The organism is Paenibacillus sp. BT-177, assembly GCF_025846815.2.
Lineage (GTDB): Bacteria > Bacillota > Bacilli > Paenibacillales > Paenibacillaceae > Paenibacillus > Paenibacillus polymyxa_C.
The window spans coordinates 305784-328919 of the sequence record NZ_JAOYTP010000003.1; the positions used below are offsets into that span (position 1 = coordinate 305784).

Annotated in this window: 22 protein-coding genes; 5 read left to right on the top strand and 17 right to left on the bottom strand. The window is 44.8% G+C overall.

Translation table 11 applies throughout. From position 1 onward, the window contains the following. Nucleotides 1-160: 160 nt before the first annotated feature. From OIU26_RS11830 to OIU26_RS11870, 9 genes are all read right to left on the bottom strand, one after another. Nucleotides 161-1888: an adenine deaminase C-terminal domain-containing protein gene (locus OIU26_RS11830; protein ID WP_264216935.1), complete on the bottom strand. Its 1728-nt coding sequence runs from the start codon at nucleotides 1886-1888 to the stop codon at nucleotides 161-163. Nucleotides 1889-1916: 28 nt separating this feature from the next. Next, nucleotides 1917-2975: an ABC transporter ATP-binding protein gene (locus OIU26_RS11835; RefSeq protein ID WP_264216936.1), complete on the bottom strand. Its 1059-nt coding sequence runs from the start codon at nucleotides 2973-2975 to the stop codon at nucleotides 1917-1919. A 16-nt stretch (nucleotides 2976-2991) separates the two neighbouring features. Further along, a complete protein-coding gene (locus tag OIU26_RS11840; protein ID WP_013312456.1) occupies nucleotides 2992-3780 on the bottom strand; it encodes an ABC transporter permease in 789 nt (262 codons plus the stop codon). A gap of 6 nt (nucleotides 3781-3786) precedes the next feature. Next, nucleotides 3787-4608, bottom strand: a complete 822-nt coding sequence (locus OIU26_RS11845) for an ABC transporter permease (protein ID WP_013373568.1) — start codon at nucleotides 4606-4608, stop codon at nucleotides 3787-3789. A 27-nt stretch (nucleotides 4609-4635) separates the two neighbouring features. Then, the gene (locus OIU26_RS11850; protein WP_264216937.1) at nucleotides 4636-5565 is read right to left on the bottom strand and encodes a nucleoside hydrolase; all 930 of its coding nucleotides are present in this window, start codon (nucleotides 5563-5565) and stop codon (nucleotides 4636-4638) included. Continuing rightward, nucleotides 5565-6638 carry an extracellular solute-binding protein gene (locus OIU26_RS11855; protein WP_264216938.1) on the bottom strand — a complete coding sequence of 358 codons (1074 nt, stop codon included), beginning with the start codon at nucleotides 6636-6638 and terminating at the stop codon, nucleotides 5565-5567. The genes OIU26_RS11850 and OIU26_RS11855 overlap by 1 nt, the downstream gene beginning before the upstream one ends. Before the next feature lie 175 nt (nucleotides 6639-6813). Beyond that, nucleotides 6814-7158: a hypothetical protein gene (locus tag OIU26_RS11860; protein ID WP_013373571.1), complete on the bottom strand. Its 345-nt coding sequence runs from the start codon at nucleotides 7156-7158 to the stop codon at nucleotides 6814-6816. 493 nt (nucleotides 7159-7651) lie between these two features. Next, on the bottom strand, nucleotides 7652-7948 hold the full coding sequence (locus tag OIU26_RS11865) for a WXG100 family type VII secretion target (RefSeq protein ID WP_013373572.1): 297 nt from the start codon (nucleotides 7946-7948) through the stop codon (nucleotides 7652-7654). 39 nt (nucleotides 7949-7987) lie between these two features. Continuing rightward, nucleotides 7988-9445 (bottom strand): lipase family protein, encoded by a 1458-nt coding sequence (locus OIU26_RS11870; protein ID WP_264216939.1) that lies wholly within the window; start codon nucleotides 9443-9445, stop codon nucleotides 7988-7990. Between the two features lie 79 nt (nucleotides 9446-9524). Here OIU26_RS11870 and OIU26_RS11875 point away from each other — a divergent pair, with 79 nt between their 5' ends. After that, on the top strand, nucleotides 9525-9872 hold the full coding sequence (locus tag OIU26_RS11875) for a hypothetical protein (RefSeq protein ID WP_040102645.1): 348 nt from the start codon (nucleotides 9525-9527) through the stop codon (nucleotides 9870-9872). Between the two features lie 396 nt (nucleotides 9873-10268). Here OIU26_RS11875 and OIU26_RS11880 read toward each other — a convergent pair whose 3' ends face one another. The 3 genes from OIU26_RS11880 to OIU26_RS11890 all read right to left on the bottom strand — a co-directional run bounded on the left by OIU26_RS11880 (nucleotide 10269) and on the right by OIU26_RS11890 (nucleotide 13562). Continuing rightward, nucleotides 10269-11681, bottom strand: coding sequence for an NADase-type glycan-binding domain-containing protein (locus OIU26_RS11880; RefSeq protein ID WP_264216940.1), 1413 nt, complete (start codon nucleotides 11679-11681; stop codon nucleotides 10269-10271). A 26-nt stretch (nucleotides 11682-11707) separates the two neighbouring features. Continuing rightward, nucleotides 11708-13165 carry an NADase-type glycan-binding domain-containing protein gene (locus OIU26_RS11885; protein WP_264216941.1) on the bottom strand — a complete coding sequence of 486 codons (1458 nt, stop codon included), beginning with the start codon at nucleotides 13163-13165 and terminating at the stop codon, nucleotides 11708-11710. Between the two features lie 244 nt (nucleotides 13166-13409). Then, nucleotides 13410-13562 (bottom strand): hypothetical protein, encoded by a 153-nt coding sequence (locus OIU26_RS11890; protein WP_264216942.1) that lies wholly within the window; start codon nucleotides 13560-13562, stop codon nucleotides 13410-13412. A gap of 372 nt (nucleotides 13563-13934) precedes the next feature. Here OIU26_RS11890 and OIU26_RS11895 point away from each other — a divergent pair, with 372 nt between their 5' ends. Continuing rightward, complete coding sequence (locus OIU26_RS11895) at nucleotides 13935-15119, top strand: sensor histidine kinase (protein ID WP_025676766.1); 1185 nt, start codon at nucleotides 13935-13937, stop codon at nucleotides 15117-15119. 135 nt (nucleotides 15120-15254) lie between these two features. Here OIU26_RS11895 and OIU26_RS11900 read toward each other — a convergent pair whose 3' ends face one another. Then, the gene (locus tag OIU26_RS11900; protein WP_264216943.1) at nucleotides 15255-16211 is read right to left on the bottom strand and encodes a nucleoside hydrolase; all 957 of its coding nucleotides are present in this window, start codon (nucleotides 16209-16211) and stop codon (nucleotides 15255-15257) included. A 212-nt stretch (nucleotides 16212-16423) separates the two neighbouring features. Here OIU26_RS11900 and OIU26_RS11905 point away from each other — a divergent pair, with 212 nt between their 5' ends. Further along, nucleotides 16424-17017 carry a hypothetical protein gene (locus OIU26_RS11905; protein WP_264216944.1) on the top strand — a complete coding sequence of 198 codons (594 nt, stop codon included), beginning with the start codon at nucleotides 16424-16426 and terminating at the stop codon, nucleotides 17015-17017. Nucleotides 17018-17096: 79 nt separating this feature from the next. Here the strand turns inward: OIU26_RS11905 and OIU26_RS11910 are convergent, their stop codons facing one another. From OIU26_RS11910 to OIU26_RS11920, 3 genes are read right to left on the bottom strand one after another with little or no spacing between them, the layout of a single operon-like run. Continuing rightward, nucleotides 17097-17705, bottom strand: a complete 609-nt coding sequence (locus tag OIU26_RS11910) for a pentapeptide repeat-containing protein (RefSeq protein WP_025676762.1) — start codon at nucleotides 17703-17705, stop codon at nucleotides 17097-17099. Nucleotides 17706-17743: 38 nt separating this feature from the next. Further along, nucleotides 17744-18253 (bottom strand): MarR family winged helix-turn-helix transcriptional regulator, encoded by a 510-nt coding sequence (locus tag OIU26_RS11915; protein WP_040102632.1) that lies wholly within the window; start codon nucleotides 18251-18253, stop codon nucleotides 17744-17746. Further along, nucleotides 18243-20615, bottom strand: a complete 2373-nt coding sequence (locus tag OIU26_RS11920; protein ID WP_264216945.1) for an ATP-dependent DNA helicase — start codon at nucleotides 20613-20615, stop codon at nucleotides 18243-18245. Before OIU26_RS11920 ends, OIU26_RS11915 begins: the two co-directional genes overlap by 11 nt. Before the next feature lie 167 nt (nucleotides 20616-20782). Here OIU26_RS11920 and OIU26_RS11925 point away from each other — a divergent pair, with 167 nt between their 5' ends. Together OIU26_RS11925 and OIU26_RS11930 are read left to right on the top strand one after the other, a co-directional pair. Then, nucleotides 20783-21859, top strand: a complete 1077-nt coding sequence (locus tag OIU26_RS11925; protein WP_264216946.1) for a diguanylate cyclase — start codon at nucleotides 20783-20785, stop codon at nucleotides 21857-21859. A gap of 134 nt (nucleotides 21860-21993) precedes the next feature. Further along, complete coding sequence (locus tag OIU26_RS11930; protein ID WP_013373596.1) at nucleotides 21994-22167, top strand: aspartyl-phosphate phosphatase Spo0E family protein; 174 nt, start codon at nucleotides 21994-21996, stop codon at nucleotides 22165-22167. 63 nt (nucleotides 22168-22230) lie between these two features. Here the strand turns inward: OIU26_RS11930 and cidR are convergent, their stop codons facing one another. Beyond that, nucleotides 22231-23136, bottom strand: coding sequence for a cidABC operon transcriptional activator CidR (cidR, locus tag OIU26_RS11935; RefSeq protein WP_436449146.1), 906 nt, complete (start codon nucleotides 23134-23136; stop codon nucleotides 22231-22233).

Genomic DNA, 23136 nt, shown 5'->3' on the forward strand with positions numbered 1-23136 from the left:
TATAACACTATCTATGTGTTTTGCAAGGCCTTATTATGGTTAAATCATGAAGATTACGTGAATTGATCGACAGGCAAACGCTTCATACAAATTCGCAACCCACCTCAATAATCTAAACACAGCAAAAAAGAGTCGCCCCGTAAAAGGGTCGACTCTTTTTTTATTCTTGCATTTCCGAAGGGTTTACAATCAAGGGTACAACTTTGCCTGCGTTTACATCAATCAAGCCGTGATCGGTAATTTTCAAAGCCGGGCTGACTGGCAAAGAATGAGTACTCAGCGACATGATTGGATTGTAATGGCGATAGCCCAGCGACAGTAAGGCTGAACGCAGTTCCTTTACGTGGGCAGCAACCATTTCTAGCGGTCCTTCTGTTAAAATTCCGCCCACTGTTAACGGTAAATGGGACAGCACCTTGCCATTTTCAACTACGCAAAAGCCCCCTTGGCTGGATAAAACCGTATTCGCAGCCAAAATCATATCTTGCTTGTTATGCCCCACGACCAGCAAGTTATGGTTATCGTGCGAATAGGTGGTTGCCACGGCTCCACGTTTAATCGTATCTCCCCCGATCAAACCGTAAGCACGGTTGCCGTTCTTGCCATACCGCTCAAACGTAGCAATGAGTCCATGTTCACCATGTTCCCATACCAGTTCACCCTGCTCTACTTGGGCAGGTGCAATTCGTTCGCTTGTAAAAGTTGATCCATCCTTGACCATCATAATACGGCATTGATGTGTGCCATCAGCTACATCCAACTTCACAGTGAAATCCTGCTCTGTGAGTGGATTGAGCTTTACACTTTGATAAAAGTGGGCAGGGAACTGGCACTTTACCTGTGCCTGATGATATTCCTCAAATTTATCAAATACCTTATGACCGTCCTTATAGACTTGCTCCACATCAAAATGCTCCAGATCCGATAGTAGCACAAAGTCAGCTATTTTCCCTGGCGCAATTGTCCCGCGATCATGCATGCGCATCCGGGCAGCAGGAGTAAACGTAGCTGCATAAATCGCATCCTCAGGCTTCATGCCCATTCCGATCGCTTTACTTACAATATGGTTCAGATGTCCCCGCTCTACGAAAGAATCCGGCATTACATCATCCGTTACGAAGCAAAAATGTTGTGCCACGTCCTCCTGAATGAGATAGTCCATCACCTCAGGGGTCATGGATTTTTCCTGGATCTCAATAAACATCCCGGCGGCCATTCTTGCCTTCATACCTTCAATGCTTTGGTGGGTATGGTCTGAGCCTATTCCTGCATAGATCAACTGATGCAAATCCAGATCAAGCAACTGCGGCGTATGGCCTTCAATGATCAGCTCTGGGTAGTGCTCACGAACATGGCGTAAGATGCGGTTCGTCTTGCTCTCCGGATCACGAATGACATCTACATAATTCATAATTTCACCCAGGCAGATCATCTCACCCGTTTGCAACAAAGTATCAATCTCGGGGATGTCAATCTCGCCCCCTGAGGTTTCCAATGGTGTCGCTGGGACAGAGCTAGGAATCCCGTAAAACATATCAGCCACGCAATCTTTGCTGGCCTCCATCATTTCCTGAATACCTTCCAATCCGAAAACATTCGCCATTTCGTGCGGTTCCGGTACAATCGTCGTGACCCCATTGCGAATGAGTCCATAGGAAAAGGTTGCTGGGGTCACCATTGTACTTTCGATATGCAAATGGATATCGATCAGGCCGGGAATCATATATTTCCCGTGCCCCTCCACAATTTCAGCAGCCTCGAAAGATTCCAGACCACGCTGACCGATATACATAAACTTGCCGTCAAGTATAGCAACATTGCCTACCTCGAACGTCTTGTAGTAACTGTTATACACCTTAACTTGTAAAATCATTTTGTCTGCACGCATGATGTATCTCCTTCATCGAACCCGCTGATTATTGGACCAGCACCATTTTGTCTGCCGGAAAATGCAGGGTAACCCGTTGACCACTCAAGTAAGGCGTATCCATTTCCTGATTAGCCGTAAAGTTTCCCTTCGCTGTCTCTACCACATACTGATAGCTGCGCCCTAGGTAAGTACTTACCTTAATGACACCAGAAAGCTCATTTTCTCCTGTCTCGTTGCCTTCTGTTCGAATGACCAAATCATCCGGGCGAATAGCGCCTTGGCGAGCCCCTGGCTGGACTGTGCCCTGATTACGCACTACGCTAAACGAAAGGTCGCCTGTATTCAGTCGAATACGTTCTCCTTCTTCAGTGCGCTCGTCAAAGCTTAGAAAATTATTAAACCCAATAAAGCGGGCAACAAATTCGGTCGTCGGATATTTAAAAATGGTCGATGGAGCGTCTAATTGCTCGATGTTCCCCTTATTCATAATCGCAACCTGGTCAGAAATCGAAAAACATTCCTCCTGATCGTGCGATACATACATGGTGGTGATGCCTAGCTCCTGTTGAATACGGCGGATTTCTACGCGCATATTTACACGCAGGTTAGCATCCAGGTTACTCAGAGGTTCATCAAACAGCAGCAGATCAGGTTCAATTACAAGCGCTCGCGCAATCGCGACACGTTGACGCTGCCCGCCTGATAATTCGCCAGGGAAACGTTTTTCGAATCCCCCCAAGCTAACCGTATCCAGCATAGTCATAACGCGTCGTTTCACATCATCTTCTTTTACTTTACGTAACCGCAAACCAAAGGCAACATTATCAAAAACCGACAAGTGCGGGAAAAGCGCATAACTTTGGAATACAAAACCGAAGTTCCGTTTATTCACTGGAACCCGGGTATAATCCTTATCACCAAACAAAAATGTTCCTTGTTTAGCTTCGAGAAATCCTGCAATAAGACGAAGTGTAGTCGTTTTGCCACAACCACTCGGTCCGAGCAACGAGAGCAATTGCCCTCGTTCGAGCTGCAAATCGAAATCCTGCAAGATCAGTTGGTTGTCATAAGCGACCGAAACGCGATCCAGAGTAAGCAGTGCCATAAAGTTGAAGCCTCCATTACCTTTTAGTGAAGTAAGACAATCCCATCAGTCGTTCAATCAAGAACATCAGGATACCCGTTAAAATCATCAGCATAACCGAAATCGCTGCAATCGTCGGATCAAAATAATTTTCGACGTAAGTCAGCATTTGAATAGGCAGGGTGCTGAAGCCCGGTCCTGTCATGAAGACGGAAATGTCGACATTGTTGAATGATTCCAGAAAGGCAATCAGGATAGCCGCAATAATGCCTGAGCGGATGTTGGGTAGAACCACCTTGAAAAAGGTTTCCAGCCGTCCAGCTCCCAAACTAAGCGCTGCTTCCTCAATCGCAAAATCAAAGTTAGACAAGCTGGATGCAATGACTCTAATAATGAACGGCAGCATAATCACCGTATGTCCGATCAAAAGTCCAGCGTATACCGGTAAATGGTACACAATGATCAGATAACGCAGCAGTGTAAATCCAAGCACAATACCCGGTATAAGCAACGGGGAAAGGAACAAGGCATTCAGTGCATCCTTCCCGCGAAACGAAAACCGACTAAGCGCATAAGCGGCTGGCATACCGATTAACAACGCCAGGATATTGCCCAGCAGAGAGACGACAATCGACGTTTTGAACGTGGACATAAACAAATCCACTTCAAAAATATTTTCATACCAGCGCAAGGAAAAGCCCTGCGGAGGAAATTTTAATACCGTGCCCGGCTCGAAAGAAGTGACCGATATGATCAACAGCGGACCGAGCAGAAAGATGAAGACCAGCAGGCTAAAGAAGCCTAGTCCGTAATGTTTCTCCCGCATATCCACCTACCCCTTCGGATTGAGTTTATGGGCCGCCTTATTTAAGAGACCGACCACGATAAATGTAATAGCAATCATAATTGTTGCGATAACAGAGGCTAAAAACCAGTCGTTAAGCGTCATCGCATTTTGGTACAAAAATGTAGCGATAACCCGCTGTTTCCCTCCCAGCAGTGCTGGGGTCGTATATGCTGTCAGGCTGCCCACGAAAACAAGAATGCTTCCTATGATCAGACCTGGAACAGACAGCGGGAATACAATTTTACGGAATGCGCTGAATCTGGAGGCTCCAAGACTCTGAGCGGCATGGACAAGATCACCATCGATATTTTCAAGCACACCAATCAGTGAAATAATCATCAGCGGTAAAAACAAATGGACCAGACCAATAATCATCGCTGCCGGAGTGTACAAAATATTTAGCGGCTCATCCACGAGTCCTAAACTCATTAGCACGTTGTTTAATAACCCCTTGCGACCCAAAATGACCATCCAGCTGAATGACCGCACCACCGGACTCGTCAACAAGGGGAAGATAGCCAGCGCCAGCAAAATCCCTTTACGACGCGGGGCCTTTTGTGAAATATAATAAGCCGTCGGAAAACCGAGCAATACGCATACGAGGGTCGTTACGACACTGACCTCCAGCGTAGTCAGTAATATTTTCAGAAAATAAGGGTCCTTGAAGAAATGGAGATAGCCTTCTAAGGTGAATGAGCTGTTCTGTACGAAGGTCGAACCGATCGTCAACACAATCGGAATGACCATGAACACCGCCAGAAAGAGCAAACCTGGCAGCAGCAGCCAATACAAGTATGTTTTCTTCATGGGTAGCTCCTTGCGGTTATCAAAATGTTATTCCTTGTTCAGCACCTGGATAAACAGCTCCAGAAAAGCTTCGCTGTCCACCTGCTCGCACACGTTCATATTGGAACTATGATTGAGACGGTTCTGTACATCTCCTACCGTTTGTCCGTCACATATGCGACTGGAGGTTTCCACGTCCACATATAACAGCGAGGTATCTACTAACCTCGAATTCAATGCCACACCTACGGCAAGCGGGTCATGAAGCGCACACGCTTTTACGCCGTTGCGTTCTTCATAACGCTTGGTATACACGGCCGTGCTTTCAGCTACATAATTACGAATCTCTGGACGGGTCAGACGAGCAACATGATCCGCAGTCAGCAGTGCCTTGCGTGTTACATCCAGACCAACCTGTATCAATCGACTAAATCCAGCGTGAAATACGATCCGTGCGGCTTCAGGATCAGCATACATGTTATACTCCGCTACAGGTGTAATATTGCCGCACCCGTGAATAACACCGCCCATAAAAATAACCTCATGGACGTGATCCGTCAGATCGGGACACTTCAGCAACGCCAACGCCAGATTGGTGAGCGGTCCGGTGCAAACCAGCGTTACTTCCCCCGAGTGAGCCATCACGGTCTCAATGATGATATCCGGTGCAAAACCTTCGGATGCAGAGATGGCTGGGACTATTCCACTCAATGCACCTCCGATGCCGTCTTCTCCATGAACACGGTGCTCGTGCAGGCCTTTTCGTATTAATGGAGCCTCTGCCCCCCGAAAGACCGGAATATCCGGTCTTTCCAGCAGGTTGAGGATTTTGCATGTATTCAGTGTTGCTTGTTTAAGTGAAACATTCCCGCATACCGTAGTAATCGCTTGGATATCCAGCTGACCACTTTTGGCCGCAAGTAAAATACCCAACGCATCATCAATGCCTGTATCTACATCTAATATGATCTTTTTCATTATTGTGTAACTTCCCGGTTCCAGCGATCTGTCCATGCCTTGATATGGTCGTTAACGAATTTCATATCCAGCTTGGTTAGCTTATTCACTACATCTGCACCATACGTAATCCCTTGAGTATCTGCACCGGATAGTACTACCTGTGTGTTCACCGGAGAATCAACCTTTGCCTTGGCGGATTTTTCTTGAACTTCCTTGCTCAGCTGCCAGTTGATAAATTCCTCAGCCAGCTCCTTCTGGTCGGAGCCTTTCACTACATTAATCGTGTTCATGACTGCATAAGCACCCTCACTAGGAGCTACAAATTTCGCACCTGGCACGGCAGCCTGCAAATCTTTGAAATACATTTCCATAATCGGACCGCCTGCAATTTCCTGCTGGCTAAACATGTTTACGAACTCGGACGTTTTACTATAAAACTTAACAATATTCGGACTCAGCTCCTTCAGCTTCCCAAAGGCTTGGTCTTCATTAAATTCCTTGCTACCCGCTACCTTGGAAGCCGCGTCTACCATCATCGGGCCAGCCGTTGCCGTAATATTCGGCAGAGTCACGTTTCCTTTGAATTCCGTGTCCCACAGATCGGCCCAGGAGGTCACATCTTTTTTCACCAGCTCTGGATTATAGGCAATACCAAGACGTCCAACTGTATAAGCAGGACCATATTCCTCACCCAGTGGTGCTTTGGCAATATCATAAATTTGGTTCAAGTTTGGCACTTTACTGCGATCCAACTTCTCGAATAGCCCCTGTTGAATTCCCTGTTGGGCATAATAATCAGACAGATAAATCAGATCGACATCAGTGCTGCCTTGACTGATTTTGTTCAATCGTTCCGCATTATTTCCGATTTCTACAACAATATCAACGTTATGTTCCTTTTCAAAAGGCTCGTACACTTCTTTATTAAAAAAGTCCTCGGAGAAGCCCCATGTGGAAATAACTAGTTTCTTTTTCCCATCAGCTGAGCCATCTTTTCCATCTGTCTGACCACTAGTAGCATTGCTGCCGCAACCTGCCAGTACCACAGATGCCAAGGTCACAGCCATAAATCCTTTAAACCACTTTTTCATATGAAACTCCCCCTGTTTTTTTATTCTGCACACCTTATGACACAAAAAAGAAAAGTACTCTTGTAAAACAAGAATACTTTTCTTCGTAAACAAAGAATAAGTTGATCCCGCTGCGCGTTATAACAGGTTCTCCCCTCAGATAGATCCGAAGCGAAAAGCCGAATATCCAATTTTATTAGGACTCTTTCAGTATGATGTTCGTAATAGCCCACTGCGTTGCTGAATCATAATCGCGCAGTAAAGCTTCTATATCGAGCTCCATATCCTCAATCAGCTTCTCGCGAAGTCTCTTCTTATACAGCATGGACATTCGGAAATCCACTTCCAGCTTCAAGCCAGGGGCTTCCACTTCCAATGCCGCCGAGCGTGGAGAACGCCGGTGCTTCGCTACAAAGGTAACAATGTTGTTCTCAACGGTGGCCCGCAACAGCGTGGTCCCGAAGCCGAACAGTTCCTTTGAAACTTCATTGTAAATCTGGCACATCCGCTTTTTGCTTTCGTTACTGTCGAGCAGCGTCATGAACCCACCCTCATCAGCATATTACGTACAATCAATCTTTCAACACGATAGATTATACATAAATATACGCTAAATAGCAAACAAAAATCCCTGATTCAATAACGTATATCGCGAAAAAGCGAACAATATGTCGAAGTTTGTAGCTTTGCGACATTTTTATACTTACTGATCTCAAAAATCTCGGTTTAGATCCATCCTACCAAAGGGACGATAACAACGAAAGGAAACAATTTACTATTTCAATCGATCAGATGAAACTTACATTAACTGTAGCTCGTACAACAATGCTCCAAAATAACAGCAACCTTAAGATGCAGACTTCAAGATTACTATCGCCGCATTCCGTGAGATATTTTTTTCCTTCTACTATATATGTAGTATATATGTACACACAATTAAACCGTACCCCGCAGAAGTCTCCTAGCGATAGTACGGTTCTTGTAAGTTATGTAGCTGGCCACAACAGCATAAAGTTAGCTATGATATACGCCTGTCACCATTGTGCTGCTCGTTTACGCTTTTCTTCCCGTCGATCAGCTTCTTCCATTTTGCGAATATAACGTTTCAACTGCTCTTTATGCTCATCCAACTCGTGAATCCGTAATGTGGTTCCTTGGAGAAACGCCTCCATTTTGCGTGTTAATTCAGCAGCCGATTCGCCTCGCCAGTCTTGCAGACGACTATATATATTTTTCATCTGCTGCTCCTGATGCTGAAGTCTTTGCCTTAGCTGCTCGCACTGCTGTACAGCTCTCCGCAGATCCCCCAGGCTCAAAGATATTCTGCTCATCTCTTTCGCCTCCTGTTGTGTTCTTCCAGCTGCTCTTTCTTATTGATCCACCATCGTAAATTCCTGGCCCTTACGATCGATATACTCTGCTATCTCTGTGATCGACTCCTGATACCAGCGATTAATTCGATCCAGTGTCGCCGTAGCACTATGCGCAAGCGGGGTCAAAGACTGACTTTCACTTGTCCCGATATGAGCCTGAAATAACTGAATGGACGCACGGGTATCACTGGAAAATCCATGTAAACTAGAACGCATCTGATTTGCCGCATGCTTTAGCTCTTCGGGTGTTAATTGAATTGTGCCCCCATTTTTGTTGCCTACAAAATAAGCTCCACCATTAGCGCGGTCATTTTGGCCTGCTCCCATCAAATTCACACCGAGTGCATTAGCAGCAAACTGCCCGAAGGCACCTAATTGTCCCCCGTAGCGTTCGACCAAATTGCCCATGACTTGCTTAAGCTCTGCCTGTGCGGCCAGCATTTGCTCGTACGCCTGCACCCGCGGATTACCTTCTACCAATTGTCCGTCCATAGTGTACAGCGGATTGCTGATATTGCCGTTCTCATCAAATGTGAAATGCTCCATGCTATGTGTTGCTTCTCCAAATACTGAATTATAGAACTTCGTAATCGGATCTTGCTGCATCATAGGCAGCGTAATCGGAACATAGACAATGGGAGACCATTTGGGTCCCAAAAAAAAGTCAGCCCACTTATTTTCCCTTTTGACTGGTAATGAAACAGGAACAGTGATTTTGGCTTCATTAGCTGTCTTATAATCATTGTCCATAAAGTAGGTTGCACCCACATGTGGCTGTGCATCTTTAACTCCCGAACCAATGGTATCTTTCGGATTGACATAAGCGACATTCGTCTTTCGAAAATCGCCATTTTCCACCTTCCTTTGAAGATCATCCGGCAATAGATGTACAATGCTTGGTGGATTATAACTGACGGATGACAGTCCGTTCCGCACCGCCACATATTCTGCCTCCGCTCCTCCCAGAGAATGGCCTGTGGTCGTTATTTCAGCAGAGGGATACTCTTTTCTTACAACATCATATAGATTTTGAGCTTGTGTAAATTGATTATTCTGATATTTTTCCTCATATTGAAGAAATGCAGTTTGCACTTGTGGTGGGAGTTTGGCCACCTCTTCCTTATTATTTTCATAATATTGATGGACTTCTTCCAACGTTTTCGCGCGTCCTCCGACGACATCGCTAAAATCCGTTCCCCAGTCCATCGCCACGCTCCACTTGGGCCGATCCGGAGGTTCTGTACCTCTATAACCGATGATCACCTGATTGGTTTTTTCGTTATGGAATACGGTCGCATCGAATCCCGAACCGTTCGTGTCATGCAACATAGCTCCTTCGGGTTCAACAATCTTCCAATCAGGAAGGATTCTGCTTTTAGAATCTTTAGCAGTCAACTCCCGGTCATAAACTCTATCTGCAATGGTCCAATATGTTTTGTCGTTTATGTAGGTCAAGTTATTCCCACCTTGTCTATTGTGTAAATATATTATAGAGTTATGAAAAAGGTGATTACCAGAAAAGGAGAATTGTAACTTGAACAGAAAAATCCCACTGATTCTGGCACTTATTTTAATTGTTATGTATTTAGGAGGTTGTTCCAGCTTGTCCGACAAAGAGAAGAAAGAATTAGTAGACGTCGCTACTCCCATCGGCGTGGAGTTTATTAAAGAACACTATAATGCCGATTTTATACTAAAGGATTATACTGTGGATGATCCTGCTGTCCACTCAAGAATATATCTGTATGGGTACATTAAAGGTCACGAAGACAGCAAGATTACTATTTATTACAGTTATAAAACCAAAGAAGTAATCGACGTCTCTGGACCAGATTGGTTTATCGACAGCGAAGTTCCCAAATACAAGACCCCTTCTTCCTGAGAAGGGCTATTATAAATTTCAACGTCTAATTTTTCCCAAATTAAGAAGTAGTATAATTATAGTGCATCCTATTTACGAGCGATATAGCCGGGAGGAAAAATAAGTATAAAGTCATTGGATTCAGTATTTCTGGTCATAGTACATAGCTTAGGCGGAATAGGTCTTTGTAACTGTATGTTAGGAGAAAATTGCATAGATGAACATCTTCTTTAATTGTGATGCTAAAGAGAATGCATGACAGATGTAACTAATAAAATTCACCTTTACGGCTACATAATAGTGCTAAAAGAGTATAAACCATCAGACTCAAATAAGGCTCCTTAGGAGCCTTATTTGCTTGTTGCTTCCCATTCAGCCTTTACATTTGCGATGTGGGTTCCCGTTTTTTGGGCAATATTAGAAGAATCGTATCTCCGACATACAGGTATCGTGATATTTGGTTCCTCGCTCTACGGCCTCAATTGTTATTTTCACGAATGAAGTATGAATAGACTTATCAAGAAATTGGTTGCTTATAAAATCATTATCTATCATCAAAGTCTGTCCATTCGAAAACTCCAGTTTCATTCGGTTAACTCTATTATTTACTTGGAAAGCATTAGATGACTTAGCTAAGCCATTAATAAGTTCAAAACCCTTCAATTCTTGCACAGAACCAAAGTCAATTTTGATCCACTCCCCGATCCCGTCTCCTTTAACTCCTTCACACCAGGCTGTGCTCGCATTTCCATCCATGATGTTACGGGCAGCATAGGAGTTCCCCGCCTGATCTGGAAGTGTAGATGAAGCAACAATTCTCTGTGCCGGAATACTTTTCCGATATTTCATCAAATCCGTTGTAGTTTGTATCCATTGTGTAGGGGACACGTTATAGCCTATCCTGTGGAATACACTGGAGTATTTTATAGGCAGACCTGTTTGGATGTCTCGTTGTTGCATTTCACCCTTCGAATTCAAATAAGCGACCCTATGGTTATCCGAGGTTATAACAGGAGAGGCTGTGGCTTTCATTAGTAACCTCTTCTCCTCTGTTCTGATATTGAGCAAATACGCCTTATCATTAACGTAAGAAGAGAGCAACAATTGATCGTTATAAAGCCACTGTTCGATCTGTATTCCCTCTATCCCTAGCTTGATTTGTTGGATTAGCTTATTCTTGGACAAGTCATAGATCAATATATTATGGTTACTATCTACAAGGGCAAATCGGTTACTGTCAGGTGAGAACACGGGAAGAACGAGATAGTGACCATCGTTTAAATGCCCTAATGCTTTCGTTTTCTGCACCTGATTTATATAATAAAAAAAGGCAGCATCATCTGTGTAAACACATTTGCGTAAGTCAGGAGACATAACAGCGTAGTCCCTATTCGGCACCTTAAATTCAGTTATTTTCTTTGTGGTAGACAGATCAAAGATTTTAATGATTAAATAATCCAAATCCTGCGATTCTCTACATAAAGCGATATGTTTGCCATCATCCGAGAACCCAGCCAGATACAACTCATTTTCAGGATACATTTCACCTTCACTTGCATGTAATTTACCTATAATGTCGTCTAGATCAATATAGGTATTGCCTGTAGGATCATCCATGTCAGCTAAGAAATCCATAGGCATGTTTCCATTTTCCGCTTCAAACAACAACCAATTTATGGGCCTTTTTGCCGGAGGAAGTTTCTTGGGCTGAGAGACAGCAGCATGATTTTCATTCTGCTCCTGCGCTTTTTGGTCCTCATTCGATTGTATACACCCGCCTAGTATAGAAAAGATCAAGACGAGCAACGCAATTTTATTTATCTGCATCATAAATTTTCCTCATTTTCTACAATTCATCACAATAACTTCAGCTCACCTATGCAACTATTGGGGAGGTCTGCGCCTTTTTTCACTTCCAGGATAGTAATCTTAACGAAAGAAGTTCGTATAGGTTCATTGAACTTAAAACGTGTGTCATTGTTCTCAAGCACTGTCGATTGCCCATCCGAGAAATCAAGTTTCATCCTCTGGATGGTATTCATGTCTATATACTTATTGTTAACCCACATAATTCCATCAATCATCTCTATACCTCTGACCTCTTGAGCTGAACCCAAATCTATAGTTACCGTTTCCCCTACTCCACCTGTCATAGATCCTTCACACCAAGGGGTTAAATTATTATCATCCGTTAAATTGTTCACACGAAAAGAACGATTTCCCTGATTAGACAATGTGGAAGAGGCGGTTATTTTGTTCACTTCGACCTTGTTGCTATACTTCATATAATTAATTTTTGTATTTATCCACTGTATTGGTACTACCCAAGTACCTTCACCACTTACAATAGACGAAATATCTTCTTTTTTTCCACTAGCTACATCAATCATGAACATTTTTACAACCTCATCATCGGCTAGTACTAGTTTTTTGTGATCAGGGGATAGAATGAATTCGCCCTCATTTTTAGTTATAAACTGTACTTTTCCAGTGGGTACATCAAGTGAGTAAATATCGTTTATGAAAGTATCATCTTTTTTATAAGTGGTATAAATAAGTTGGTTCCCCTGACCCCATTGCATAATACTCGAGACATCAGTTCCTACAAGCAGGCGCTTTGCACCACTATTTCCAGACAGATCAAGCATTACGATCCCTGACTGATCATCCACAAAATAAAACTTGGTGTTATCTGGTGAAAACATTCCTTGCCCATGAGAAATATTGCTCACGTCTGCTTCGCCCTTTTCATTCTTCACTTCTGTAGTTTGGTTACTTACTGCATCATATAAATACAAATTCCCGTTCATTACATATATATATTTACTTAAATCAGAAGAGATCACAGGATATTGAGCAGCTGGTGGCAATTTAAACTCTCTCTCTTTTTCTTCCGCATCCAGGTTGTACACTTCAATAATGAGTGACTCTTCTGGTTGCTCCCCATAAATATCTCTTATAATCGACATACGACTGCCGTCACTTGTTATTTCCCCAACATACACCTGCGAGCCACGATATTTTAGACGTTCCTCCCGAGTTTGCATGGTGTCAATCAGGTCGTCAATACGGATATTAGCTTTTCCAGTAGGATCATCTAAATTGGTTAAGAACTGAACTCGATCTTCTACGCCTTCCTGACCATTCAAAAGCCAACTCGTTTTTTCTTCGGTAGCATTTCTACTTTCTTGTGTTGTCCCCTTCGGTGCTGTTTCTTGAGGGTGAGGAGACGCAATTTTCTCTGCTTTAATCCCACTACATGCCGACATAATAGCTACAAAAGAAACAACCAGTATGATTCTTATAAAATCCATCTTCTTACCACTTCCTCATCCATTCTCAATAAGGCCTCTCCATTAAGCGGGGGCAGAACTATTAACTACGATAACGTTTGAAAACATAAGGCCATAACTTTTATGCACATTAAATAAGGCCAAGTACACCGAGCAACTAAAATTAGAGCAGTTAATATGTGTAGAAGGTTGTTTAGATCTTTCCTCATCCTGTGATTTTAATATTCATACAGTAAGGAGCCTTGCGTATTGCGCTTCATTAGACTTACGCTTCAATCGATTGAAAAGATTGGATAAAAGAAAAGATGAGCTCCTCTTTTCTAAGCTCATATAAAACCGCTACCTGATGTAATTTCTCATTCAACATATCTTCTGCATAGGTCGTATGGAAGTGATCTAGGGCTTCATGTCTATTCATAATCCCACCTCTGAACCTATTATATAGAATATTTACATGATATTACTGGTTCCATTCTCCTATTTTATTACACAATTTTCATATCATGAGATTACATATGAATTTATGAAAACAGAATGAAAATAATCATATTTTTTCGTGAATGTGTAATATTACAAACAAAAATCTCCCCAGAAAGGCTAGCATTCGGCCTACGACATGAAGTTTTGTGCAAACGAATAGGTAATTGGAAGTAGTTAGACTCAGGTTTATAACGAAATAATGATGTATAATTAAGGATACGCTCCAACAATACATTCAGAGGAACAGGAATGGGGTACACAAACTATTAGAGTTTTGATCACCACCACTTTGCATCAAGATTGGAGACATATGACTACTTCACCTACAGGTTTTTATAATAGTATTCAAGAGGCTACCGCACATGTCATTGATGTGTTGAGTGATATTCTACATGTTAATACCATTTTTATTGCCGCTAATGACGGGGTTACCAATGTAATTGTAGATTCATTTAACCGGGAAGAAGTGCTGGTTCGTAATGGAGAGGAGCTTCCTTTTGAGCTTAGCTATTGCAGTCTGGTGCTGAACCATTCCGCGGATCACCTCACCATTTCGGAAACGTCTACTCATCCGCAAACACGTGATTTAGATGTGACTAAAACCATTGGAAATCACTCATTTACGGGAATACCCATACGTATGAAAAATGGCCAGGGGTATGGAACCATTTGTATTTTGGATGCGCCATCTGCACAATTGACTGAAACAGAAATGAAGGCTCTCAAGGCTATGGCTGTATTTCTGGGTTATGTGGTTGAACTGGAAAAAGACAAGATCGATGCAGAAGCTTCTTCCATGAGCAAGCTGGATTTGATTTCTTCCCTGAGTAACAAAATTCGTTTTTCGCTCACTGAAATATGGGGAGCTACGGATCTAATGATGACCACGGAGTTAACAGAGGAACAACAGCAATATATGAGTATTATGGAAGCTAGCAGTCGCTCGCTTATGATGCTGTTGAATAATATTCTGGATTACAGCAAAATTGAATCCGGGCAAATCGATGACATTGAAGATCCATTTGATCTGAGAACGATGATGGAAAATGTGTTGAGCTTGTACACAGAGGTAGCTGCGCAACGGAATTTGGAATTGAGGTTGGATTGGAATCTTGCAAGCTCGCCTATTTTTATCGGGGATGAGGCTAAAATTCGCCGTATGCTGATCAATTTGGTAGATAATGCAGTGAAATTTACAAGCACAGGATCAGTCACCTTATCTGCAAATACCCAGTTCGTGACCAATGCGCCTGAGGCTGAATTGGAAGTAAGGGTAAAGGATACGGGGATTGGTATATCTCCAAATAAACTAAAAATGTGGCTGGAGCATGACTTCGGGCCCTCTCCCTCCTATGGCAATCCCGGCTTGGGTTGGCAGATTACCAAACAGCTGTTGAAACGAATGAATGGTACAATGACAGGGGTTAGCGAACCTGGTAACGGGACGGAGATAACGCTCCAATTTACCCTAAAAACATATCAGGAGTCAGCCTGAATAAACGGTAGGCTTGCAATCATGTGGGGCCAATTACAGTAATAAAACCCGTGACGGATAACGTCACGGGTTTTGCTATGAATACGCACTAGGCAGTGTGATCACTTTATGCCACACATTTGTACACAGTTGGGTTTAGTAACGTTTGGGAGCAGCCTGCTTGGCCAAATCCGCCATATACGTAAAGAAAGCTTCCGGGTCTGTATCATATACCAGATTCACAGGGCGTCCATCCGCCTGTTCCACCGTTCTGCCCTGACTTGGGCCTTCTGCAATAACGCTGCAATGCACCGTCTTTTTCTTGACAATGTCCGGGCGTCCTACGGATGCAGTGGTCAGTACATCCCACAGGTAGTAGGTAGAGTTCGTCTCGCTGTACACGAGCGGAGGACATCCAGCGTAGCAATTGCCCAGGAAATCAACGCCTTCATAACGGCGCTCGGCAGCCCAACGATTGCGTACGTCTGGAGTTAACGGCACTTTGCTTGTGCTTTCCAGCGCCACCAGATCAATCGTGATGCCGCTTTGCCACACCCGATAGGCCGCTTCCGGGTCCCAGAACACATTCCACTCTGCGGTACCGTCATGCTCCGGCTCCTCCACATTCCCTTTTTCAAAGGTGCCGCCCATCCATACCAGCTTTTCAATCTTGGCTTCAATATCCGGTGCTTCATCCAGCGCCCGTGCCAGATCGGTTAGCGGTCCAGTGAATAGCAACAGCGTTTTACCTTCAGCTCCGCGTACCTTTTCGATCAGATGCTGATGAGCTGGCAGAGATGAAAGCGGCGCTTCCATTCGTCCCGATTCATTCAGCACAGGTAATGCATCTACATAGAATGAATGTAAACGCCAAGCGGCAGGGAACGGATTTTTACCGCGTGAATTAGACTTGGCGACTTCAACAGGCCCTTTATTTTGTCCAAAACGATCAATAATTTTTCGGCTGGCATCCGTCGCCGGCTCCAGGTAACCATCTGCTGGAATAACCGATACTCCGGTCAAATGAACTTGCTCCATCTGAAGCAGCATAAACAGGGATACTAAATCATCCACGCCACCATCATGATTAAAATAAACGTTTGTCTGACTCATCTGTCTCTTCCTTCCTTTATCCCCGTAAAACAGGCTTGTTCTTATCAGCAACCATCCTTCATTATGCCTGATCGCTTCACAGGAGTAAATGTGCGATAGCGCCTGAATGAGGGATTTTTTTGTTTGCTCCGTGCTTAATCAAGGTAGAAATGTGTGTAATAACAGGGTAGAATCATGGGTCCTAATCGGAAGCGTAGGAAGGAGAGATGCATATGACAGCCCGAACAATAGAAGAGTTGGAGCAGATCCGCAAAGAGTGCAAATCCATGGTAACGAGAAGGGCTACAGCTTCGGGAGGAGCTGTATTGGTCCCGATTCCGGGGGCTGACGTTCTTGCTGATGTCGGCATTTTGATGCAGCTGCTGCCTGCCATTAATGAAAAATTCGGATTATCTGAGCAGCAGCTGGATGGTCTGGATGCAGAAACCAAGTCGATGGTGTATGGCTTTATCACTTCAATTGGCAGCAAGCTGATCGGGCGACTCATCACCCGAGAAGCCATCGTGAAGATTTTGCAGAAAATGGGCATTCGCATCGCCACCAAGCAGGTTAGCAAGTTTGTCCCTCTACTGGGGCAAGGACTAGCCGCAGCGATTGGCTTTACTGCGATGCGGACCATTGGCAATCGGCATATCGATGAGTGCTACGAAGTAGCTAAACGCCTTCTGGATCAGCAAACTGCCGCAGATACGGCACGCAACTGGACGGTACCACAGCAACCTCTAGACCCCGTGGGTGTCGATAAGTTACCAAATCAGAATCCAGAAGCAGCGATTCCGCTACTGCCGGCATCCCATAAAGATTAATCTATCAGAGATTTAGTATTCCTCCAATTCTCCAGCACGGGGTAACACAGGTCGAGACAGCTCCTGTATCTCCGTGCTTTTAACCATCTATCTTGGCACCATAAGAGCGGGCCACTGCTACTGCCAGTTCGATATCCAACTTGGCTCCGGTGATGTCCAGATCTTTAAAATTCACGCCATCCATCTTCGCACCGCGCAGGTCGGTTCCTTGAAGGTGGGCTTTGTGCAGCCTTACCCGGGTAAGATCCGCCTCGCGCAAATCTGCCTTTTCCAGATGGCATTCGGATAAATCAGCTTCCTTGAATCGTATTTTTCGCAAATCCTGTTTTCTTAAATCTGCATGACGCAAATTCGTATAAGACCAGTCTCCGCCCGTAATCGTGATACCATCCATATTCGCCCCCGCAAAGTCTGAACCTACCAGCTTACAGTTATCAAACCGGACTACAAACAGATTCGCGCTGGTGAATAGACAATTGGTAAAAGCGGACTCCTTGTAGTGAGATGCATTCAGAATGGCTCCGGTAAAATCACAATCCACAAAAGTACAGTCTTCCACAAGGGACTCATTCATCTCCACACCCCGAAAGCGACATCGGGTAAACTCGCAATTTCTCCACTCGCCTTCTCTGGCATCCATTGAGCCAAAATCACGGCCTTCATAGACCTCATCTGTATAAAAGAACATATTTCCCTCTCCTATTCCTTATTCCCGACATCAGGGATTCAGCTTTTTGGCAACGACCGCTCAAAACCGCCTTTCATTTTCCCCAGTAAACCCTTCATCATCTTATGATCCTGCGGCGTAAACTCAGACATGCATGACCGAATCAGCTTCGTATAATAAGGGACTATCTTGCTTAACAGTTCTCGTCCTGCCTCTTTTAATCCGACAGTCACCATCCGTCCGTCACTCTCGTGAGCCACACGTTCTATCATTCCATCTCGCTCCAAACCGTCGATCAGTCCCGTCATGGTCCCACGCGTGACATCCGCTTTTTCCGCTAACTCCGATGGTGTCATGCGATGCGGCGCATGGCAATGCAACAAGCTAAGAACGATAATCCGGCCCTGAGAAGCCCCCAGTTTGGTCAAATCTGTATCCATTTCTCTGAAAATACCGTTAGCCAAGCGCGCAAATGTCACAAATGTCTCTATATTATCTACTTCGGCATCCTCATGTCCAAAGCTACGCAGCACCCCGCGTATGGAATCATTATGAAAATTAAAATTCATAGTCCATCCATTCCTTCCTTAATCCCGCTTGTTCCGTCAAACGGTAGCTTTTCCACTCATCTGGCAGCAAAGAGGCATATGGCTCCTTGGCAAAACGATCATCTACCAGGACCAGCAGCCCCTCGTCATGCTCTGTGCGAATAAGTCTGCCACCTGCCTGAAGAACCTTGTTCATCCCCGGATATACATACGCATAGTTGAAACCATTTCGTCCCTGTTCCGAAAAATAATCCCGCAGCACATCCCGCTCCGCTCCAATTTGCGGCAAGCCGACGCCGACGACCACTACCCCGTTCAAGCGATCCCCAGGTAAATCGACACCTTCAGCAAAGACACCACCTAGTACGGCAAAGCCGAGCAGGGTGCGCTCTTGCCCAGGTTGGAAGGCCTCTAGGAACCGATCACGCTCCGGTTCGGTCATACCCGGACTTTGTACCAATGTATCTGCAGACACGTCCTGAAGCATGAACTCCTCGTATACCTCTCGCAGATACGGATAAGACGGGAAAAACACGAGGATGTTCCCTTTCCGCTCCGCAACCAATCCAGCCAGCATATCCGCAATCGCCCCTTTAGAACGCTCACGATCCCGATAACGGATGGAGAGCGGCAGCAGACGTACATCCCATTGCTCCTGATGGAAAGGGGAAGGGACCTGTAACGTATAGTCTTCCTCGCTTGCTCCAAGCATGTCCCGGTAATAAGCAAGCGGTGTCAACGTCGCCGAAAAATAAATAGTCGAGCGGTAGTTCTTTACAGCCTGTCCCAGCAAGTGCGAAGGATCGAGGCAGAACAGTTTGATCCTCACCTCACTGCGCCCTGCTTCAATATAAGTAACGTAACGTTCATCGTATAAAGCAGCGATTCGCAGCATATTTTGGGCGGTAAAATACGTATCCAAAAGCAATGCGTAGGCCGTACTTTCACTACTTGAGCGACTTGTACTGTTCCCCGTCACCAGTTCACGTTCAGCGGCCTCCACAAAGGGCACCAATAACTCCAGCACCTCTTGCGGTGCTGCTGTTTCCACTGCTTTTCCTGTATCTGCATGCAGCTTGCGCAGCGTAATCATATGTGCGTTCACTGCACTCGCAGTCGTAGTAACCTCCGGGCTTAGCAACTTAAATTCTCTTTTCAGTTCCAAAAAAGAAGATTTCAGGATTTCCGCCGAAAACATGTCCCGACCGCGTTCCACCAGATTATGCGCCTCATCCACCAGCACAACACCTTTTCGCTTGTGCTCTTCCAGCAATCTCTTCAAAGAAATCCGTGGATCAAAAACATAATTATAATCACTGATTATACCATCCGAGGCATACGCCACATCTAGCGAAAATTCAAAGGGACATACCTTATGCTTGCGCGCATAATGCTCAATCACCGCCCGCGTCATTAACGTCTCATTCGCCAAAATATCGGATACTGCACCGTTGATCCGGTCGTAATAGCCCTCACACATGCTGCATGATCCAGCATCACAATCATGTTCATCCTTAAAGCAAATTTTATCCTTCGCCGTCAACGTTACCACATGCATGTGCAGCCCTTGAGCCTGCATTCGGGCATAAGCTTCTTCAGCTGCTGCCCGAGTGGTGGTACGAGCCGTTACATAATATACTCGCCTAGCCAGTCCTTCGCCGATCGCCTTAATCGCAGGATACAAGGTGGATACCGTTTTACCGATACCTGTGGGTGCTTTGGCAAACAGGTTAACCCCTTCGGCAATCGTCTTGTACACCGAACCCGCTAGAGTTCGCTGACCTGAACGATATGTGTCAAAAGGAAAGTCCAACATAGCAATACTGGCATCCCTCTTCTCCGCATGTGCTCTCAGCAGGAATGCATACGGTGCATAACCAGCAATCATCTCCTGAGCGAAAGCTTCCAGTTCTGCAAAAGATAGCATCCGTCTGAAGCGGCGAATGTCTTCACTGTGTGCTTGTACATAAGTAAGTTGAACCTGCATGGAATGATGCTGCTCCTCACGAGCAATCATATAGGCATACAGAAATGCTTGTGCCCAGTGCACGGGGTGGCCGTCCCCCTGAATATCTTCGAGGGGCTGAGAGATCGATTTAATTTCATCAACCGTCCATTTGCCATCCAGCTCAATCAGTCCGTCACAGCGGCCTTCGATGATAAACAATTCGCCCTCATACGAAATTTCTGTACGTAAATGTACCTCTTTGCGGTCATGCTCCTTGTAACCTTTCTGGATAACCTGATGCACGCGAGTTCCTTCCTGCATACTGCTATTCGAACGAAAGCCGCTCTGAATGCTGCCACTTCGATGCACATACTCCACAAGTGGACGCACCGAAATGTGAATTGGTTCCTTCATACGATCACCCGTTCCGGTCATAGTCCTTACACTGTACCACGTAGATCAACGAAACGTAAGGGACATAAGAATCGTTTGTGGTCGATTGGTATTCATTCATATCTACTTTTTACCGAAATATAGAAACGAGGCCTTTTACTTTATTCCCAACATACTACAACTCACATTACAGCAAAAAGGACGGGGACATGTTAAAAGAATTAATTAACAATTTTGCGTTATTAACAAGCTTCTTATTCTTTGGAAATTTATTATCCCGGAAATATGAACGTTACCTGACAAACCACGCTCTCATTCATCAGGTAATGAACGGTTTAATGCTGGGTCTGTTTGGCATTCTGTTAATGATGACCGGTTTATGGATCCATGGGCACTTTGTGGTTGATCTGCGCCAATTGGCGATTATCATATCTGTTTATATAGGAGGAACGATATCCGGTTTGCTGACCACCCTGATCGTCATCTTGTATCGTATTTACATCACAGGGGGGTGGACGGACATTTCTCTGACTGCTACGGTCAATTGCTTCGTGACATTAGTCGTTTCACTTATCTTTATTCGAGAAAAAAAGCTAACACTCAGCAAATGGATGTCAGCCGTGCTTGGGGCTGTTATTGTGTCGCTGTTATCTACTTTCTTTGTAGCTAATTCACCCAACTTAGAATTTATAATAATGATCACAACCGTGAAGATTCTTGGCGGCTTGTTCACTTATTTTATGATGTCCCATATCAAAAAAACAGAACGGGCTATTCACCTGCTGGAAGAGGCTGCGAACCGCGATCATTTAACCGGGCTATACAGTCCGCGTGCTTTTGATGCGCTGTTCGAAGAGGTACTTCATGCTTCCAAGACTACAAAAAAACCCTTTGGACTTGTGATGCTAGATATTGACCACTTTAAAAAAATTAATGATACGTATGGCCATTTGAACGGAGACGCCGTCTTAAGCCAACTGGGAATTTTGTTAAATCGGGAATCTACAACGAGAGCATACCCCTCCCGTAAAGGCGGAGAGGAATTCGCAATTCTACTCGGAGATTGTGATACCGAAAAGGCGGCAAACTTTGCCGAGAAGATTCGAAAAGCTGTGGAAAATGAATGTTTTCTCTTGAATGACGGAACCATAATCTCCTTAACCGTATCCATCGGAGCAGGCAGCTCTCCTGCTATTGTATCGAGACGTTTATTGGAAAAGGCAGACGAAGCGTTATATGAAGCTAAACGATCAGGACGCAATCGGGTAGAGTTGGCAAAACCATAATTATTAGTCGCTAAATGTCAGGAAAGCTGGATTAATGTTAATAAAAAGTGGTAAAATGGAAATAACATCATTATCAAAAAAACTGCTGCCGCTAGTGGAGACATGCCTTACAATCGACATGGGGGGTGGGCTTTGTGAACCTCGAACAATTGGAAAAACTCATGGAAAAAGAACGCCGTGAACTGAATCGCATGGCTGACTTACACGGATTAAGAGATGAACGTGTATTGGACAAATCCTCCAGGCTTGACCGTATTATGGACAAGTACCTTCACACCAAGCGCGCAATAAACCAAACACACTCATAGAAGCAAGCTACTTCGCTGCCCCTCAGGGCAGCTTTTTTATGAAGTAAGCCATATCCGTCCTTCTCACCGACGACTTCCGCCATATTCTGTCCGCAACAATCGCTGTGTGAAAGATATCCACTCTCTAGCAGCAAAGGACAGATACCGATCGTTCCGCCAGATCATCCCCAAATGCCAAGGAATGACAGGGTCTACCAATGGAAGAACACGCAAGCGTTCGGAATCCAAATCCCGGCATATCGCCTCCGGCAATAACGCTACTCCTAGGTTGGCAGCAACCATTTCGCTGATCAAATCCCATTGAGAGCTTTCATAGACTACACGCGGCTGAAAGCCAGCACGAACACATTCGGCAATGATACGGTCGTGTAGCGTAAAATCCTCACGGAACAGCACAAACGCCTCCTCTGCTAACGCAGATAGCGGCACCTCCTTGCAGTCGGCCAATGCATGCGTGGGATGAACGAGCAAATTCAGCTTTTCCTCCACAAATAGAAATGTCTCAAACATATCTCCAACCGGAGGCAGCACAATCACCCCGATATCCAGTGCCCCAGCTTCTACGTCCTGCTCCACTTTCTTCGCTCCATCCTCGAACAATTGAATGGTCACATCGGGAAAGGCCTTGTGGAACTCTCCAATGACACGCGGAAAAAAGCTCGATCCGACCATAGGAGGCAGACCAATGCGGATATGTCCTTTTTTCAGGTTCATCAAATCACTCAGCTCCGAGGACAGGCTCTGAAAGGACTTCACAATCGCTTGTGCTTGAAGCTCAATGATCTTGCCCGCATCCGTCAGTTCGATTCTTTTGCCAATACGATCGAACAAAGTAACTCCCAGTTCTTCTTCCAGGCTTTTAATCGTCTTACTAATCGTCGGCTGAGTAATAAACATGCTCTGTGCTGCCTTCGTAAAGCTGCGTAACCGCGCGACTTCCAGAAAATATTGCAAATGTCGGATATCCAA